The 19,306-nt window shown below is 37.1% G+C and carries 15 protein-coding genes; 5 read left to right on the top strand and 10 right to left on the bottom strand.

The genetic code is table 11. The features are described 5' to 3' along the window. The first annotated feature begins 14 nt into the window (after positions 1-14). Positions 15-1,220, top strand: a complete 1,206-nt coding sequence (locus MHH87_RS06495; protein ID WP_340748512.1) for an ATP-grasp domain-containing protein — start codon at positions 15-17, stop codon at positions 1,218-1,220. 189 nt (positions 1,221-1,409) lie between these two features. Here the strand turns inward: MHH87_RS06495 and MHH87_RS06490 are convergent, their stop codons facing one another. The 7 genes from MHH87_RS06490 to MHH87_RS06460 form a co-directional block, all read right to left on the bottom strand. Further along, the gene (locus MHH87_RS06490; protein ID WP_340748511.1) at positions 1,410-3,578 is read right to left on the bottom strand and encodes a YheC/YheD family protein; all 2,169 of its coding nucleotides are present in this window, start codon (positions 3,576-3,578) and stop codon (positions 1,410-1,412) included. Positions 3,579-3,688: 110 nt separating this feature from the next. Further along, entirely contained in the window at positions 3,689-4,111 is a 423-nt protein-coding gene (locus MHH87_RS06485; RefSeq protein ID WP_340748510.1) for a hypothetical protein, read from the bottom strand. Positions 4,112-4,777: 666 nt separating this feature from the next. Then, a complete protein-coding gene (locus MHH87_RS06480) occupies positions 4,778-5,023 on the bottom strand; it encodes a hypothetical protein (protein ID WP_340748509.1) in 246 nt (81 codons plus the stop codon). Positions 5,024-5,534: 511 nt separating this feature from the next. Continuing rightward, complete coding sequence (locus MHH87_RS06475; protein ID WP_340748508.1) at positions 5,535-6,098, bottom strand: hypothetical protein; 564 nt, start codon at positions 6,096-6,098, stop codon at positions 5,535-5,537. 847 nt (positions 6,099-6,945) lie between these two features. After that, on the bottom strand, positions 6,946-8,358 hold the full coding sequence (locus MHH87_RS06470) for an MFS transporter (RefSeq protein WP_340748507.1): 1,413 nt from the start codon (positions 8,356-8,358) through the stop codon (positions 6,946-6,948). 359 nt (positions 8,359-8,717) lie between these two features. After that, a complete protein-coding gene (speB, locus tag MHH87_RS06465; RefSeq protein ID WP_340748506.1) occupies positions 8,718-9,674 on the bottom strand; it encodes an agmatinase in 957 nt (318 codons plus the stop codon). A 249-nt stretch (positions 9,675-9,923) separates the two neighbouring features. After that, a complete protein-coding gene (locus MHH87_RS06460) occupies positions 9,924-11,282 on the bottom strand; it encodes a sigma-54 interaction domain-containing protein (protein WP_340748505.1) in 1,359 nt (452 codons plus the stop codon). Between the two features lie 733 nt (positions 11,283-12,015). Here MHH87_RS06460 and MHH87_RS06455 point away from each other — a divergent pair. The 4 genes from MHH87_RS06455 (at position 12,016) to MHH87_RS06440 (ending at position 15,028) form a co-directional block, all read left to right on the top strand. Further along, positions 12,016-12,474, top strand: coding sequence for a chemotaxis protein CheX (locus MHH87_RS06455; protein WP_340748504.1), 459 nt, complete (start codon positions 12,016-12,018; stop codon positions 12,472-12,474). Between the two features lie 191 nt (positions 12,475-12,665). After that, positions 12,666-12,788, top strand: coding sequence for a hypothetical protein (locus MHH87_RS06450; RefSeq protein WP_340748503.1), 123 nt, complete (start codon positions 12,666-12,668; stop codon positions 12,786-12,788). A 31-nt stretch (positions 12,789-12,819) separates the two neighbouring features. Next, positions 12,820-13,320, top strand: a complete 501-nt coding sequence (locus MHH87_RS06445) for a cytochrome B5 (protein WP_340748502.1) — start codon at positions 12,820-12,822, stop codon at positions 13,318-13,320. 46 nt (positions 13,321-13,366) lie between these two features. Continuing rightward, positions 13,367-15,028, top strand: a complete 1,662-nt coding sequence (locus MHH87_RS06440) for a b(o/a)3-type cytochrome-c oxidase subunit 1 (RefSeq protein WP_340750909.1) — start codon at positions 13,367-13,369, stop codon at positions 15,026-15,028. Positions 15,029-15,183: 155 nt separating this feature from the next. Here the strand turns inward: MHH87_RS06440 and MHH87_RS06435 are convergent, their stop codons facing one another. From MHH87_RS06435 to MHH87_RS06425, 3 genes are all read right to left on the bottom strand, one after another. Then, complete coding sequence (locus MHH87_RS06435) at positions 15,184-16,107, bottom strand: hypothetical protein (protein WP_340748501.1); 924 nt, start codon at positions 16,105-16,107, stop codon at positions 15,184-15,186. Further along, positions 16,094-16,603 carry an RNA polymerase sigma factor gene (locus MHH87_RS06430; RefSeq protein ID WP_340748500.1) on the bottom strand — a complete coding sequence of 170 codons (510 nt, stop codon included), beginning with the start codon at positions 16,601-16,603 and terminating at the stop codon, positions 16,094-16,096. Before MHH87_RS06430 ends, MHH87_RS06435 begins: the two co-directional genes overlap by 14 nt. A 222-nt stretch (positions 16,604-16,825) precedes the next feature. Next, the gene (locus MHH87_RS06425; RefSeq protein WP_340748499.1) at positions 16,826-18,730 is read right to left on the bottom strand and encodes an ATP-dependent DNA helicase; all 1,905 of its coding nucleotides are present in this window, start codon (positions 18,728-18,730) and stop codon (positions 16,826-16,828) included. Between the last annotated feature and the right edge of the window lie 576 nt (positions 18,731-19,306).

Here is a 19,306-nt window from a genome sequence, read left to right as displayed (position 1 = left end):
GAGGAGTGACATAGTTGAAAGCAATTATATTTATCGGTACTAACAAATCGGGGTCAAGCCGTGAAGCAACAAGAGCAGCTGAAAAATTGGGCTACTTGACAGTGCTTTTCACAAACAACGAAAAGCAATTACAGCAGAGAAAAGCATATCCAGATATTCATAAAATGATTTTGATTGACACTTCGAATATAGAAGCAATGAAAGCGGAGATTCGTAGTTTATGCGGAAACGGATTAGTGATTAAAACCATTGTTAGTTTTGTAGATCCCTTTGTTCATATTGCCTCCATTTTATGTGATGAATTTTGTCAAAACTATTCGTCATCAAAAGCCATTGAAATGATGGAGGATAAAGAGGAAACAAGGAATTTCCTAAAGGATCAACCTTATTCGCCGAAATTCTACCTCATCAAGCCAAACGAATTAGTTACTTTTAACAAGGTATTTCCACTCATTGTAAAATCTCCAAAATCAACCGGTTCTAAAGACGTACTATTAGCTACAAATAAAATGCAGCTAGAAAAGCATCTCAGATTTCTCCAAAGCAAAAGCCCCGGTGAAACAATTATGATTGAGGAGTATATTGAAGGTCCACAATACTTAGTAGAAGCACTTGTCTATAAACAGCAGCCACATATTATCGGCATTATTGAACAAGAAATTACGAAGGGTAAACGTTTTATTATTACCGGTTATGGTGTGCTTGCGGAAGTCCCAATGGATATTCAAACAAGTATTGAGGCAGTGCTCAATTCGATCGTCAGCGCATTTGGCATCGAAAATGGTACGCTGCATCTAGAGCTTCGTTTGACAAAACAAGGTTGGAAGCTCATTGAGATCAATCCTAGAATCTCTGGAGGTGCCATGAATAGTATGATTCTCGCTGCATTCGGATTCAGTTTAGTGGAAGAAACGCTGAAATTATTTTTAGGTGAACAACCAAATGTTGAGCCTAGGCACAGAAAGTTCGTCTTTACAAAATACGCTATTGTAAATAGAAAAGGGATTTTGGAAAAGGTGATTGGAAAAAACAGAGCTACTAATTCTGAAGGTGTTGTGGATGTATATGTGAAGCCAAAAAGAGGAACCTTGCTCACCCCGCCATTATCTATGGGCCATCGCTATGCATATGTCATTGCAGAAGGAGCCACATTAGCAGAAGCCAAAAACAACGCCAATATCGCTGTAAAGGAAATACAGTTCCATTTAAAGGTCGAATAATCTAGCTGAAGTTAATGCATATTCCAAAAGTAGTTACTTCAATACTTATGGAATATTTTTTGTGACCGACGTTATTGCATACTCTCTAAATTGAAGAAAATACCCTTTCTTCAAGAAAAGACGTAACTTAATGATAATAAAAAATCCGAGTAATTGCCCTTATTCAATGGGCAGTTACTCGGATTTTTGTTATGCTTTAAATGTTTGATCAAGAAATTTAATTGTTTCAAACATATTCGTTTTACTTGCTCCCTTTACTAGGATTGTGTCGCCTTGCTTCACGATTTCCCCTAGTAGTGCATGCATTTCTTCCTTATTGATAAAATGATAAATATTGGATTGGTTTAACCCTTTTGCCATTGCTTCTGCACCTATTTCTTCTGTCCGAAATCCATAGGTAATTAAGAGATCGATCCCTTGTTCATAAATGTATGCGCCAACTTTACGATATTCTTCTTCTCGTAAGTCCCCTAACTCTCGCATCTGCCCAATAATAGCTATTTTTCGTTTTTTTCCAATGTTAGTGAGCACATCTATAGCAGCCCGTACGCCTTGAGGGTGCGAGTGAACCGTGTCATCAATGACGGTAATTTGATCTCGGCAATTATATAACGTGAGCCTTCTTGGTGGTTTTTTAAAATTTAGTCCCGCTTTAATTTCTTGTGGAGTGAAGCCTAAATAATCGGCAACAGCAATTGCATTGAGCGCATTGTATACATGATGTTCACCTAAGATGGGAATAAACAGTGCGATTTCCTGTCCTTGTAGCTTCATCTTAAAGGACATACCATTGTCTTTATAATGAATATCATAGGCCCTATAGTTGGCTACAGAATGGATACCGACTGTGAGAGTTTCCCCCTTAAATTGTTGCGTTGATAAATACTTCGAATTTTCGTCATCCTTGTTAATTACGAGTAACCCCTTTTGGTTCATTCCATGTATTAACTCTGATTTTGCTTCTGCCACTTTTTTTATATCCCCATCAAAATTCCCAACATGAGCGAGACCGATATTTGTTACGATACTGATGTTCGGTTGGATGATGCTACAGTGATTTGTAATGATACCTGGATAGGCCATTCCGTATTCGAGGACAACTGCTTCATGTGAGGCATTAATCTCTGCAGCATGTTTTTTAGTATGCTCGGTCGTATTCCAATAGTCTTTTGATTCAAAAATATTCCATTTTTTCGATAAAATAGAGGCAAGGAACGCCTTAGATGTCGTTTTCCCCGCACTTCCAGTAATGGCGATAATAGGTAAACCTAATTTCCCGTTTTGTTTTTTGTACTTTCGTGCCATAATTTCATTTTTAATACGTCCTTGGTTTTCTGCTAAATATTTCGCATATTGAATCGAATGAACAACAACATCTAATTCTAAATAAAATGCTGGAGGACAACCCGGACGCCAGTTTACTTCGTACACCCAAATCTTTTGATGCTCATCTAATCCTACATCAATGCCAATTTCGTCAATGACCTCCCCGAACTGTACCATCTGAATTTCATCTAGATGCTGCGCTAATGATAATGTAAAATGCTCTAACATGCGCCGAATATTATAGGCTTCATCCTTAAATTCCTGCTCCAAAAATGGATCTAAATAATTGGTATAACCACCATTGTTAATATTGGGTATAATCGATCCTATTGGCGCAATGCGTGGATAGATGGTCGTCACAACCCATTTTCCCTCTCCATTTTTTTGCGCATGAAGACGAAAATCATAAACTTGGCCGGATTTCATTATCGATTGAATATATGGTTGCATAATAAATGTGCCGGTAGAAAGCTGCTCATTTAATAATTCATTTAACTGTAGCTTTGAATAAATACTATTGTGAGTATCCTTCCTCACCTCAAAAGAACTTCCACTTTTCGAAATGAAATAGATTCCCTTTCCCTTTCTACCATCAATCGGTTTAAACACTACTTTATTAAAAGTGGCGATGTACTTATGAAATACTTCAACATTTTTTACTATTTCTGAAGGGATTAAATAGTTGGCAAATTCCTTTGCTTCATTTAGGCGATTCACTACATTCCACTTATTCCCTATAGAATTTGTTGTAAACGGTATTTCCTCTTTCAATTTCGCTATAATTTCTTTAGATACTGCTAGTTTTTCTGGACTCCCTGCATTGTAAATAACATCTGGAAAGGGCATCACTCTTTCTTGCCATTGCCCATCTTCATACACCTTGCCCTTTATAGTACGATCATCAAAGTTAACGCTCTTAGGTGTAAAGTAAAAAAATTGAACCCCTTCTGCCCTTGCAACTGCTGCATATGCATATGACTTAATAACGGTTTTAGGGTCTAAACGATGATGCAACATACCAATAATTGTCATATTTAATCTCCCTTTTTTTGATTCTCTCTCTATTAAATTCAGATAGTGCAACTAGCATATGGACAGACGCTCTAAGTATAAATTATTTTAATAGTTTTTCTGGTCTTTCATTACCATTTGGGCTCAATGATAATTTTCCTTTTTAACAAGTTAGGATTTAAAAGCTGTATGGCTAAAATACTGGTCAATTCAACGGTTTTTATAGTCGACGTTCTTTCTAATCTCACAACATCAGCAATCGAAGTCGTATCATTCCCTTCAAAATCAAAGGAGCGTAACAATGAAACTGTCACTCGACAAAGTTCTCTATCAATAGATTCAATTCGAAAATATTTTGTTTCAAACTGCTGTACTGGATCGATTAAACTTAAGTGAACACCGTTGTTCGTTAATAAGAAAAAAGGAATGGTATCAGTACCAACTATTTTGACGAGTAATTGTCCATAATATTTAGAATGGAAATTAATTATCAAATCCTGGAGTTCTTTTATTTCACATAGCGATTCGCATAAAAATTGCTTACTCCCGCTCAACGTCCTTCCAACTCCTCCATAGTCCGATTAAGTAATTTGTTAACACTAGAACAATTACAAAAATCTATATTCGACACCTTTCTCGCTATAATATGTAGGACTAAGGAATATGACGACGTTTTTGCAAAATGAGATTTCTCCAAAAAATAAAAGCGCTGTTAAACGCTACGTTGTTTTATTTGCTACCGCAACCGTGCCAAGCGGCTGACACGGTAGCAGTAAGTTGTCACTACCTATGTTCCATTGCATAAAAACAAAAAACTGGCTCCTCATGGAAACCAGTTGCTTATTATTTATTCTTTCAAGTTGAATTTACTGTTCTTACATCCGAAAAAATGTGCGAACTGGGATGTTATAGAAAACATAAAGAATTGCACCCAGCAAACAATTCATTACAGCATCAGAATATATTTAGATTATTCATTTGCTCCTACGTCGGACGCACGCTAGCTATTCAGAGCGAAAGTGATATTGAACCTACTGGGGTTTAATTTAACTAATTAGATACGGCCATATTTTTTTTAACCAAAATAAAAAGAGCTTTCAGAGGCCATTCCAATCGATAATATGGGTACTTACCCACTTGGATTCATCTGAGAGCTCAATTTATACAATGAAATACATTTAATTTCATTTTTGTCTGTGTTTTTTTTGTGTCTTTGTATACTACAACTCTTCGTTTTTATATGCAAGACTATTCGGATATAGTTTATCCGTTGCTGAAGTTGATTTTGTATGGTCTTTATTTTTCTCGTCTTTAACTTTTTCATTAAGTTCTTCTATAGGAATTGCATCGACTGTTTGCATATCCTCATGCATATCAAAAAGACTTTCATTTTCTGTATCCACCAAATCGGGGTTGTCTAATCTACGGCCTGTACCTACAATGTTATCCGGTTGTTTTTTTGTCACATTTATCACTCCCTTTTTAATAATGTAGCAATATACAATTCTGTACATACGCCAATTATTTTCATATATACTCATACCCAATTTTAGGCGATTTTTTTAGTTGCTTTATAAAGGTAGCTCACTTCCGATAGTCATTGAGCATTTAAATTTCCCCATGCAGAAAAAATTACTTTAAGTGTAGCTTTTTTTATTTTCTACCCCCTATCATTTATAGGCGAATTGATAATTGGGCTCTCATTCTTCCTTATAAATAGTTAAACATTTAATAGTCAATTGGCTATTTGTCCATCCTCTCAATCTGTCGAGAGAATAATATGTTGTAGAGGGAGGTGAGAAGATGAATTTTAAATACCAACAAAACCAGAATGAATATAAAAAGCAGAAAAAATCTACTGATTCATTCGGGATGGAACCACAAACATTCTCAGAACTAATAGAGCATCTTGAAGATAAGGAGTCTCATAAATACTATTATCATGAATCTTGCCATGATAACTGTCAACACGAGAGATCATGTTGTAATAAATGTGAGCACCATGAGCTTTACAAAGATAAATGCAAACATCACTGTCCGTGCCACGAGAAATGCACACACCATTGTCCGTGCAATGACAAATGCAAACAACCTGAGCCTTGCAAAGACACATGCAAGCAGCCTTGTCCATGCAACGATAAATGTAAACACGCTGATCCGTGCTACGACAAATGCAAACATCACTGTCCGTGCAACGATAAATGCAAACATCACTGTCCGTGCAACGACAAATGCAAACAACCTTGTCCGTGCAACGATAAATGCAAACATCACTGTCCGTGCAATGATATATGCAAACATCACTGTCCGTGCAACGACAAATGCAAACATCACTGTCCGTGCAACGATAAATGCAAACATCACTGTCCGTGCAACGACAAATGCAAACATCACTGTCCGTGCAACGACAAATGCAAACATCACTGTCCGTGCAACGATAAATGCAAACATCACTGTCCGTGCAACGATAAATGCAAACATCACTGTCCGTGCAACGACAAATGCAAACATCACTGTCCGTGCAACGATAAATGCAAACAACCTGAGCCTTGCAACGATAAGTGCAAAAAGCCTGAGCCTAGCAACGATAAGTGCAAAAAGCCTGAGCCTTGCAACGATAAGTGTAAAAAGCCTGAGCCTTGCAAAGACAAATGCAAGCAGTATAAGCCATGCAAATTTATACGAAGACAGGATATGCCTCGCTATGATAAACCCATGTAGTATTAACTTTTGTCTTTATAGGAAATCTCCCTACAACGGCTACAAAAGAAAATGTTACAGCTAATGATACTGAGATAAATTACACTACAAAAGTTATTTGAGTTGCTGACGGTTTCTCCTTAGTAAACGAAATTCAAGTGGGCATCTAAACAAGACTCCATTCATCTGCATAAATTCAAATACTGTTCTTACTACGATTAATGTTAGTCGTAGTCGAACATAAAAAACTATGCATAATGAAAATACAATAGCGAGCGTCTACTTTATAAAAACATTGTTCACTAACACCTATTAAATGAAAATGGCATTTAAAGTGAACCGCCTCCGAATAGTGGACTCTAAACCTATTCGGGGTTTAGAATTTTAATAACTGAAAAACCGTATGTAATAATCTTTGCGAATTAGAAAGTAGGCAAAGAGATTTAAAAAAGATGGCTCCGGCATACTACCGGAACCATCTCATCGTAACACAACCGTTTTCTTATGAACTGCCAAAAAATTGAGCGTAGTTCTTAATAACGACCTCTTGTTTTTTTATGTTCAAAGATAAAATTGGATAAATCCTTCTTCACATCTTACGTATTTGTTAATATTTTACTCGAACAACCGATAAAATTACGCTCAAAATCAACTGACCAGTAATTTTAAAAAAAACCTAATCGATTGTTTACTGTGCATGTACTACTTTTGACGAAGTTGGCTCATGTACAAGTCCTTCTTCTGGTTTGATTGTTTTATGAATATAGAGCAATGCTGGAATCGCAAATAATAAGTTGATCATTATTCCTGCTGTAGCAGCAATATGCATGTTTGTAACTGAAACCATGACACCATAAACTGCTGTTGAAATCGCAATACCGAATGAAAATCCGAGAGAGCTCGACATTTTATAAATTCCAGATGCGACGCCTACTTTGTCATCTGCTATATTAACAACCGCCGTATCTGTTGAAGGTGTTGCATACATTCCAATCCCAATTCCCGCAATTAAGAAACCGACAAATACAACGATAATGTATGCGACATCTGGTAAGAAGGTAAGCGCCGTCATACTTATCCCAATTGTTGAAATGAATACGGATGCAATCATCGGCTTGCGAGCACCCATCTTTTGCAACATTTTTTCCCCTACACGAATCATGACGACGACAGCAATGACGTTTCCGACCGTTAGCAAACCTGTTTGGAATGACGTAAAACCACGAGCTAACTGAACATACGTATTTGCAACGACAACAGTTGCTGCAATTCCATTTTGCATAAAGTTTGAAACTACTGCACCGGAATATGCTTGTGTTTTAAACAATGAAAAATCGATAAATTGATTCGTTTTGCGACGTTCGACAAGAAAGAACGTAATAATCAAGGCAATTGCTCCTCCAATTAAGCCTAACGTTAATGGACTTGTCCAACCAAAATCTTGTCCGCGCGTTACAATCATATTAATCACAAGCATGATAAAGACGAATAATACGAATCCTACGAAATCAAACTTTTGTTTCGATGCTTCTTCTGCCTTACTTTCTGGAATTTCTTTTAGTAGATACATCGCTAGAAGTGCAACTCCAATAGAGACAACAAAAATCCATCTCCATCCAAAATATGTAGCGATCGCACCTCCAATAAGTGCAGTAGAACCACCGCCACCCCAAGAACCAAACGACCAATAACTGAGTGCGCGCTGACGATCTTCATCTTTAAATGAAGATTTTACAAGGGCGATGGTTGCCGGCATAATACATGCAGCCGAAAGCCCTTGCACAATACGCCCAATAATTAGCAAAGTTGCATTTTGAGAAACGATAATAAGCAAGCAGCCAACGATACTAAAAATCAAACCAATATAAGTTGATTTTTTTCGCCCTATTTTATCTGAAATTCCTCCAGCGGCAACAATAAAAAGCCCTGAAAATAATGATGTTAAACTAATTGCAATATTTAATGTTCCTAACGAAACACCTAAATCCTCTTGAACAGCAGGAATAATATTAACCATTGATTGAGCAAACAACCAAAATGTTAATACAGCTAAAACGATTCCAATAATCATCCTATTCGCACCAGCTGTTTTAGCTTGCATAGCTTTTCCCCCCTTCGACACCTTCTTTTAAAAGAATTTTCTGACTTTATTAACTAAAAATATCATATCGTTCAGGTTCTGAATGAAATATTATAGGTTGCCCTTTTGTTCATCTCATCAATCTGTTTGAACGGTATGAATGGCTTATAATAACACTGAAATCTCCGCTTGTTTACCATTGTCGTATTCGTAACCGTCTTCGTATCGTGTAACCCATTAATATAGAACTCTATTAATTCTTACGTAATTTTAATATATCAGAAATCTCTTCAAAACGTAGCAAATTGTGTAAAAACTCACCAAATATTATAGTGTCACTTAAAGAAATAAAGGGAAGAAACCCTCCCTTTATTTACTTATTACTTTTCATCGCGTTCTTTTAAAATAAAGCTGATAAAGTCGAGCATTAAACGCGCACCAACTTGACTTGTAATTCCGCTTAAATCGTAAGGAGGTGAAACTTCTACTAAGTCGAAGCCGATGACATTTCCTCGTTTCGCAATCCCATCCAACAGCTCATTTACTTCATCATATAAAAATCCACCTGGTGAAGGAGTTCCAGTTCCCGGAGCAATGGAAGGATCCAAACCATCAATATCAATTGTTACATAATAGTTTTCTCCTTCTGGAATTAAAGCAATCACTTCTTCGATACCCATTTTACGTATTTGTCTTGGAGATAAAATGACACTGCCATATTCTTTTGCTGCATCAACATCTTCTTTTTTACTGCTACTAATGCCACGAATTCCAAACTGGAACATTTGATCAACATGATCCATTTCTGCTAAACGACGAAGTGCACTTCCGTGACCAAACCGTTGTCCTGAGCGGTGATCTGCCCAGTCTAAATGCGCGTCAATTTGAATAACGTGGAATTTGCCAATGTTATCTAATGCACGGCCAACTGGAATGGAAATAGAGTGGTCTCCACCCATGACAACTGGAATTGCCCCTTTTTCAACTATTTTGCGGATTGCCACTTCAACATTATCAAAGCTTTGTTCTAAATCTCCATGAACCATATCCACATCGCCACAGTCATACACTTTATAATCAGGACCTAAATACATAATATCTTTTTCAATATCGTACGCCCCACCTAAACCGAAGCTATATAATGTAGAACCTTCACGAATACCACGCGGCCCCATTCTCGCACCGGATTTCCACTGAGCTCCCATATCATAAGGAACGCCAATTACAGCTACGTCTGCATCCAATTGTTCTAAGTCTGTACAAATTGGATATTTCCCGAAAGAACAAATTCCTGTGTAAGGTAAATTTAAAAATTGTTTTTCTTCTGGATTTTTCATTTTGTATTCTCCCCTTTGTTAATAATGTAAGCGTAGTAATTGCTCTTGAACGTGCTTTAACTACTCTGCTTACTACTAGCAAAAAACGTGCCATATTTTCTAAATATTCTAAAATATAAACTATGTATAAAAATGAAATCCACATAAACAGGCGAAATATACCAACTTCTCAAGTAAATTTATTTTTGGTAGCACCACTAATTATTTTAAATTTGTTAGGATTTTGTAGAAAATGCAAAAAAACTATAGTCATGTTCGACTATAGTCTTTAGTTACGAATTGATTTATTTTTCTATTTGCTGTCGATTGGCTTATACCCAATTTTTTTGCAAGCTTGACACTACTCGGATATTTTTTAAACATCTTCATAATATAAGCGCCTTCAACTTTCGCTAAAAAGTCGGCGAGTGTAAGCTCTTCAATTGATGACACTGGATTATCAGCAGCTTGTATATCAACGAGATCTTCATTGGAGGTAATTAAGATTCTTTCGATATAATTACGCAATTCACGAATATTTCCTGGCCAGTCTTGTAAATACATCCATGAAATTAAGTTGGCTGATAACTCTTTTTGAAGATGATGCTTCAAATTTAATTCCTCTGTAATTTCTGTTGCTAACACCGGTATTTCCTCGCGTCTTTCACGTAAAGGAGGTACTTCGATTTTAATAACGTTAATGCGGTAAAATAGATCCTCACGAAATTTTTTCTCTACAACGAGTTGTTGCAAATCTTTATTTGTCGCACAAATAACTCGGCATTTCATGTTGATTGGCTCGTTGCTGCCTACCCGTTGAATCGTTCTATTTTGCAAAACCGATAACAATTTTACTTGCAAATTTAGCGGTAGCTCTGCAATTTCGTCCAACAAAATCGTTCCCTTGCCTGCCGCCTCAAAATGTCCTTGCCTACCACCTTTTTTGGCACCGGTAAATGCTCCATCCTCGTAACCAAAAAGCTCTGATTCAATCAATGCTTCTGGAATCGCACCACAGTTTACTTCGATAAAAGGCTCTTGTTTTCGATTGGAAAGCTGATGAATTTTACGAGCTACATAGTTTTTACCTACGCCAGATTCACCTTCCAATAAGACCGAGACGTCCAAATCGCAAATCTTTTCTATGATGACGAAGATATCTCGCATTTTCCCTGATAAATTTAAGCCCTTCCCATCTTGTTCCTTTTTAAGCATCTCAATTTCTTGTTCATAAAATCGCATTTGCGTAGCGACATTTTCATTCGTTCTCTTTAAATATTCCAACTCAGTAATATCCCTTGTAAAGCTGATGACTCCAATGATTGACCCCTGTTCGATAATTGGAAAGCCAGTAACAACGAGCTTTCGCCCCATCACTGAATTTTGAATGACCATTTCTACTTTTTTCGTTCTCAATACTTTGCAAATAACCGAGGGAGATAGAATCCCTTTTTCTTCGAGTACAAAAGCGTTTTGTTGGACGATTTCTTCAGATCTCATCCCAAAAAAATCTTTCGTATTTTCACTTGTATACAAAATAGTTCCTTCTGCATCAGCGATAAAAATTTCGTCAAACGAATATTTTAGCAAATGCTCTAAAAAAACAAGACTCTGCTGTGTTGATCCCAAATAAATTCACCCCTAGTCAATAATGGGTAAATATTACCCGAATTTGACTAGTTATGCAAGAAACATAAGCTATATGCTTCAATCTAAGCAGCTATTATGTGCTTGTGGACGTCGAATAGGAATTTGTATTAGTAGCTGTACTTGAGGGAGTTGATACAATTATTTAGTGTACTAGAGTTGGAAATTTAATCTTGAAGGCATAGCAGAGCAACAACTTAATGTCTTTTGCCAAATGTTTGAGGTGTTTAGTCATTATATTGGAATGGGGCTAGCGAACTTAATGAGGACACTTAGCCCAAGTAAAGTCTTAATGGGGAATCGAATAAGAATAGCTCAACTTTTTTTAGAAGAGGGTTTATAAAATGGTTGTACTATATACTAGTTCATTTAACTTATTAACAATGAAAATAGCGCTTTCCTCATTAAAAACACACAGTAATATTGTATGATGCCTAAGTGTTTACCGTTGGAGTTTTCTGCAAACTTCATATTTATTATATTATTTCACCGTATTTTTCATTACGTATGAACCAACTGTTACGTATAAAATAACTGTCAGACCAACAAATACATAAACCATTATTAGCACCACCTATTTTCATTGATAACAATTATCACTTTCATTATAGCGAATCAACACACCAATCGTCAATATACATCCTCATTTTCTATGTACACACTTAGTTGGCACATGGTAAGATGGAAAAAAAGTCGAAAAAAGGATGCGTTATAGATGAGTACTTCAAAACATATACAAACTATATTAAATGGAACTATTTATGCATTAAAAACAATTTTGCCTATGAATATTGATGTACAGTCTCCTTCTATTACTTCAGAGCCTTACATTCAACAGCAAATAGGTGTCCTTATCGGTATTGTTGGCGATCTAAAAGGTCGTATTATTATCGATGGTACTCCTGAAACATTTGGAGCAGTAGGTTCAGCCATGTTTGGTATGCCACTAGAAGGCGAGATGCTAGAGTCATTTACGGGTGAGTTCGGTAATATGATTGCCGGCAACCTATGTACCCACGCAGGGCAAAATGAACTTAATCTTGATATCACACCTCCAACAGTAATGGTAGGTAATACAAAATTATATGGATTTCATAAGGCATTCCGTTTACCAGCAACAATTGAGGGCGCTGGATCTATTACGATTTTATTGACAATTGATGAAGAAGAATAACTAATAAGTTTTAAGCACGTAATCATATTCGATTACGTGCTTTTTTTGCTATATTAAAAAAAATTTCTTCACATTTATTTCACAAAATCAGAAATAACTGTGAGTTTTATCACATCCTATCAAAACATTTTTTTATATGATTAAAATAAGAAATATGAAACACGAAATATCTACAAATAGGAGGGAGAAATATGGCAAAAAAGAAGAAAGCTGAAGAAAATTTGAAAGGCACTCTTTATATGACTTTTGCTATAGGCGCGATTATTATTTTAGTTTGGGCTTATTGCTTCAGCCTATTTATGGATCGTTTTTAAAAAACAAGGATTGTAGAAGGGAGAGACAACAATGCACATACATAAATATGAGAAATGGTGGCTTGTATTTGGTTGTGGAACTTTAGTAGCATTCCTAATTATTTTAGGAATTGGCGCATTCCATAACGGCGCACACCCAAACGAATCGAAACAAACGATTAATTATGAAAAAGTGGATGAAATTGCACCTTTTGATAATCCAGGTGTTCACAAAGTAGAAGGGAAAGAGTGGGATTACGAGGTTGTCTTAGTAGCTTCTATGTTCAACTACAACCCCGCTGTAATTGAAGTTCCACTTGGCTCAAAAGTAAAATTTATTGCTACAACAAAAGACGCAATTCATGGTTTCCAGGTTGCAGGTACAAATATTAATCTTATGTTGGAGCCAGGCTATATTTCTGAATATGTAACAGTCGTCAACCAAGCCGGTGAATATTTAGTTGTATGTAATGAATATTGCGGTACTGGACATTCAATGATGCACTCTATGTTAAAGGTGGTGGATGAAAATGCAATCGTCGACAATCGTTAAAAATGAAGCTCCTAAAGAGGTCAAACTAGGTACTACCAAGACAAAAATGCAACCGACAGCAGTTATTAAAAAGGTAGCTCCAAAAGATGCAAAGCTCGCTATGGCCAATATGTATGTCGCATTCATTGCTCTTTTACTCGGTGGTCTCGCAGGTTTATTACAGGTTTTAGTTCGTTCGGGTGAATTTACAATCCCAGGCGGCATTAAAATTGGTTATTATCAAGTTTTAACGGTACATGGTGTGTTACTTGGTCTTATATTAACTACATTCTTTATTATGGGGTTCCAAATTGCAGCAGTAAGCCGCACAGCTGGTCCTCTTACAGATAAACAACGATTAATGGGCTGGATTGGTTTCTGGTTAATGACAATCGGTACGGCAGCAGCTGCAACAATGGTTTTATTAAATAAAGCAACTGTTCTTTATACATTCTATGCGCCTTTAAAGGCTCACTGGATTTTTTATTTAGGTTTAACATTAGTCGTAGTTGGCTCTTGGTTATTATGTGCACCGCAAATTATGAAATTTGTAGAGTGGCGTAAAGCGAATAAAGGTGAGACATCTCCACTTCTTACATTCATGGCCGTTGTAAACAGTGTGTTATGGATTACTGCCACACTTGGGGTAGCTGTTGAAGTATTAGTCCAATTACTTCCTTGGTCTCTAGGGTTAATCGAACGTGTCGATGTATTACTTTCTCGTACATTGTTCTGGTATTTCGGACATGCCCTTGTATACTTCTGGTTATTACCTGCATATATGGCATGGTATGCAATCGTACCAAAAATTATCGGTGCAAAAATTTTCTCAGATTCACTTGCACGCTTATCATTTATGCTATTCTTAATTTTCTCTGTACCAGTTGGGATTCATCACCAATTAACAGAGCCAGGTATTGATGGTTTCTGGAAGTTTACCCAAGTTGTTTTAACATTCTTTGTAATCATTCCATCGTTAATGACGGCATTCTCCTTGTTCGCAACATTTGAATTACGTGGACGTGAACTAGGTGGAAAAGGCGTTCTTGGTTGGTTTAAAAAATTACCATGGGGTGATTCTCGCTTCTTACTTCCATTTATCGGGATGGTAACGTTCATTCCTGGTGGTGCAGGCGGTATCGTCAATGCTTCTTATCAAATGAACCAATTAATACACAATACCATTTGGGTAACAGGTCACTTCCATTTAACAGTGGCAACAACAGTCGTATTAACATTCTTCGGTGTAGCATTCTGGTTAATACCACACTTAACTGGTCGTGTATTAACGCCAGTATTAAATAAATTAGGGATTTATATTGGGGTACTCTGGACAACTGGTATGTTAATCATGTCTGGGTCGATGCATATTGCCGGATTACTTGGCGCGCCACGTCGTTCTGACTTCTCAACTTACGGCGGCTCTGAACAAGCGTATGACTGGATCTCTTACCAAATCGCTCAAGCAGTTGGTGGTACAATCTTATTCTTAGCGATTATCCTCATTACGTATATGATTATTCAATTAGCATTCTTTGCGCCAAAAGGTGAAGAAGAATTCCCAGTAGCAGAGCTTGCTCCTGGCGCAGAAAAAACACCTGCGATTTTAGAAAACTTTAAAGTATGGGGCGTTATTTTAGTAGCATTAATTTTATTCGCTTACTCAATGCCTTTAATTGATATTATTTCAAATTCTCCACTTGGTTCAAAAGGCTATAGTCCTTGGTAATATAATCATCCTCCCCTCTCTTATTAGAGACGGGGAGGTTTTTTGTCTTTTTCGTAGTATTTAATAATTTAGGACATCGATTTAAAAATCTCCATCCAAAACGAAACGGACTCCCTAATCCAGGAGTCCGTTTCATTTTGAAATCCATGTGGTAATCAGATAATCATAATGACGAATGCTACGACAACGGTAACTATAGTAATACTGAACCTTCGCCAACTTGCGGTTTTGACTCCTGATTGTATGTCATAATGTTCGCCAAGCGTTAGGCTAATAATTAAAACTAATACAATAATCCCTAAATGTTTTGCTCCAATAATACTATCCATCCAAACAAGTGGCACAATAAAAATTGACGTGAAAAATAAATTGGTTAAAAAAGGACGTGTATACTTGTTCCCCTGTTCATCTCGCACAACCTGCTTGCGTTCAATGAAAAAGTAGTTAAGTACTAAAATAATGCCAAGTATAATAAACGCTGTTAATTTCCACGATTGATCTTTTTTTAAGTGACTAATATCTAAAATTATTTTATTCATTTTTAGAGTTTGCTTATTAGTTAATGGATAACGTACGTTCGCGTCTACATCAAGTAAATATGCCGTGGAGCCCGCAGTAGAAAGCTTTAAATAACTCGTTTGCCCGTTTTCATAATTGGCTAAAATATCATATACGCCATAGCTATCGACGAGCGGTTCATTCCAAGGCTCTACATCCGCCTTAGCAAGGACACTCGTAATCGCTTTTATATAGCCCTCTTCAGTTGTCGAACGCTTTGCAGTGTAAAAAACAGATTGTAAATTCAAGTGATTATTTGGCTTCAAATTATATAGAACAGTCATTTTTTCGATTTCACTCGTTGCTGATGCAGATTGCTCCGACTGACTCGTTTGTGTATATAGGTCCTTAATGAAAAATAAAATAACAACCATTGCAGCTGCGAGTACGATTCGATATGTCCACAGCTGAGTGCGTTTTTTACGGTTTTCGCTATGTGCTAAGTTGCCATACAGTAGTTGTTCTTCCCTTGTTGTTCGTTCAATGCGGGAAATTTTCGCTAATCGCTCATCTAAATTCATCGGATTCACCCCCTAATAATTCGCGAAGTGCCTTCATGCCGCGCTCGGTACAGTTTTTCACTTTTGCTTCACTGTACTCGAGGATTTTTGCCGTTTCTTTAATAGAGTACCCTTCAATTTTGCGTAGTACAATTGCATCCCGGAACTCAAATTTCAATTGGCCAAGTGCCGCGTAAAGTCTGTAGTCCTCCGCCTTATGTAAAAGCCAGCTTTCCGGTTCGTAGGTATGGTCAATTTCCTCATGGCTTTTTAGAAATGGTATAAATCGAATAACCTTTCTACGGCGAAAGTGGTCATACACCGTATTGCGCGCAATTTTCGTGAGCCATGTCTTCATTTCTGCATCCCCGCGAAATGACTTCCCCCCTTGTATCGCCTTTAAAAAGGTTTCCTGCGTCAAATCCTCTGCTGTCTCCTTGTTCCCAACAAGAAAATAAATATAGTGGAATATTGCTTTATTATGTAATATAAAGTTTCGTTCGAATTGAAACGCCATGCTGCACCTCCTTAATGATATAGACGGATAAGTTTGCCATTTGACTCAATTATTGCGAAAAAAATCTCATTATTTTTGTTAGTCTGAGATGTTAACTATCTTAACTACGGTTTTATCTATTTAAATAGGAAATTTATCTATTAAATTTGCCATTATATCTATCTAATTCCCCGCGTTATCTATCCAATACAAAAAGCGCCCGCAAATTGCGAGCGCCCTTCGTTATGCTTGAGGCTGTACTGGTAAAATCGCTTCGAATTCAGATTTCACACGAGCTTCCTCTTCATTTAATAAAATATGAATATCACCGTAGTCATTTGAAGTACGGATTAAACGGCCCATACCTTGCTGTAAACGCAGTTGCATGAACGGTAATTCTACCTCTTCAAACGCATCTTCTGCAAAGGCACGCTTCGCATCAAATAGTGGGTCATGTGGAGGGAATGGTAGATCATAAATGATTACGCGCGTTAATGCTTCCTCTGGTAAGTCTAATCCTTCCCATAAATGATACGAGCACAATGTTTGCACAGTATCATCTTGGAAATCACGCACGATTGCTGACAATTCGCGGTCTCCTTCAAAGGCAACTTTTATACGTGCCATCATGCTAAGATGCGATTTGAACTGGTTCATCGCTTGCTTCGATTTAAATAATATTAATGTCTTTTTATTATCACGTAACAACTGCTCTACTTTCGCAGCTTTCTCTTCTTGCGGTAATTCATGCAAGTAAATTTTCATTACTTCATCATAATCAAACGGTGAAGGAACGCTAAAGCTTTGGTAATTTTTAATACCTAGGCTATACGCGATATAAGAGAAATCCTTATTTACTGATAAAGTGGCAGATGAGAATACAGTTGGCATCTTTTTCGCAAATAATGTTTCCGCTAGTACGTCTGTAATAAGGCGCGGCATGATAACTAGTGTTTCTTCTCCGTCCGTTTCCTCAAGCCAGTCCACTGCATCACCTTGCGCAGTAAAGATGCGAATTGATGCTACATAATGCTCTAAAAATTCTTCAGCCATATTTAATTCATATTCCGGAATCATATAAAGTTCCGATTCAAATACGAATTCTTCGAGCAACTGCTCCACATCGATAACTAGTTGCTTGCCAATCGTAATTAACCTGTCTGACTTATTAATTCGCTTGCGATCATCCTCTGACGCAACGACATCATCCCGTAACTGGTCAAAAAACAGCTCGTGATGGTCTTGCAGACGTTCCATAGCATATAATGTACGCTCGCGCACACCATCAACCATTAAACGTTCAAGCAACTTTACAATTGTGTAACTTTGAACTTTGTAAGTGAGTGCCTTTTGCGCCGCGTATTCTAGTAAGTGACCTTCATCAAGTACAACCATTGAAACTTCAGGTAAAAGCGGCAATTGCCCTTCACGTTCCCGTGATTCTTTTGTAGCTAAATGCTCCATTAAAAAGTCCTGAGAGCAAATAATCAAGTCTGTTGATTTACGGTAATGCGCGCGGTGCAATGTTTGACCACAACGGTTACGTAAGTCACAAACTGCACATTGCATAACGGCGTTGTAATTTACTTTTTGCCAGTCTTCATCTCTTACAGTTGAATAGTCTGAACGATCTCCGTAAGGCTTCACCACAATCATTGAGCCTTGCGCGTATACGCCATCCGGAATTGAGAAGGCGATATCGTCAATCCACTCTTCTGTTTCTGTTTTTTCTGCTTCTTCAAAGCGTTTTAAGCAAAGATATTGATCACGTGATTTGGCTAAACGTACGTCAATATTCAGACCTAAGTGATCACGTAATTTATGCACATCGCCGCCCTCTTTTACGAGCTGATCGATTAAAGTTTCATCGGCACATGCAATTAACGCGGGTTTGCCGGTATAACGAGCAAATGATACGGCTGGTAATAAGTAGGCGATTGTTTTCCCTGTCCCTACACCCGCTTCTGCAAACAGCACATTTTTTTCTTTTAATGCTTGTTCAATTTGGTACGCCATGAAAATTTGTTCATCGCGGCATTCAAAGCCCTTTTCAGGTAATTCATCATATAAAACGTCGCCCATCCAGTCACCTAATGACTCGAAAAATGAACGATCCTTTGATAACTCAAATGGTAAAGATTGTCTCAAATTCGTTCCCCCCGCAATGAAAAGGAAGGAGTAGCTTACTCCTTCCATCACTTAATAAAAAGATAGCCACCCATTTAAAACGTTTCATCTTTTTCAAAATTTTATTTTATTCGTACCTATCAGTATACTATGAAATTCCCACAAAACCTACTAATTTGTCCATTTCACATAATTAATTTCACTGTAGCATAATTATTGCTACCTATTGTATACCCAAATTGATAATAGGATATCCATCGCTTACGTAAATTAATCATCTCTAGGAGCCTTTTACACATAATCTGGATAGTAGGTTTCTGTAAATAGTTGACACTTCCCTAGTGCTTTATCAGCTGAAATTTCACTTTTCAAATGATTATACGCTTGTAAAATCAAAATATTAACCACTTTATTGACAACACTCTAGAAAAAATCATTTAATGGAAGTTCGACTGCGTTTTAGAACTCACTTCTACTTCGCATTGATTTAACAGACGCCTCAGGTTTGCGGCAATTTTTCTTTTGCAGTTCAAACATATGTATTAAAACATCCTTATCCAGTATATTTAAAATACACCATTTACGTCATTTTGCAAA

This window comes from Solibacillus sp. FSL H8-0538, assembly GCF_038003525.1.
Classification (GTDB): Bacteria; Bacillota; Bacilli; order Bacillales_A; family Planococcaceae; genus JBBOPI01.
Note: the sequence above shows the minus strand (reverse complement) of the source record. Positions and strands in the feature narration are given on the sequence as shown.